The organism is Paraburkholderia sp. BR10923 (assembly GCF_040948765.1).
GTDB lineage: Bacteria > Pseudomonadota > Gammaproteobacteria > Burkholderiales > Burkholderiaceae > Paraburkholderia > Paraburkholderia youngii.
In genome coordinates, this window is the sequence record NZ_JBFPKO010000215.1 from 1 (window position 1) to 257 (window position 257).

Consider the following 257-nt stretch of genomic DNA (forward strand, 5'->3'; position numbering starts at 1 on the left):
GTTCGGCGCCGCGCATCCGCACCATGCGTACCTGTTCGCCAACCGGCGGGCCAACCGCCTGAAGGTGCTGGTACACGATGGGATTGGCATCTGGCTGGCAGCGCGACGGCTGAATCAGGGGCAGTTCGCCTGGCCGCGCGCGGGTAGCGAACCAAAGCAGCATGCGCTCACACAGGAACAACTGGCCGCTCTGGTGGTGGGTTTGCCATGGCAGCGCATCGGCGCGGACGGTGTGATCCGTGTCGTTTGAGGACGTT

General features: G+C 65.4%; 1 protein-coding gene. It reads left to right on the forward strand.

Annotated features, from left to right (window positions below; all coding sequences use genetic code 11):
- Positions 1 to 250: IS66 family insertion sequence element accessory protein TnpB (tnpB, locus tag AB3X94_RS42170; protein ID WP_368614504.1), on the forward strand; the 250-nt coding region annotated here is incomplete at its 5' end.
- Positions 251 to 257 lie beyond the last annotated feature (7 nt).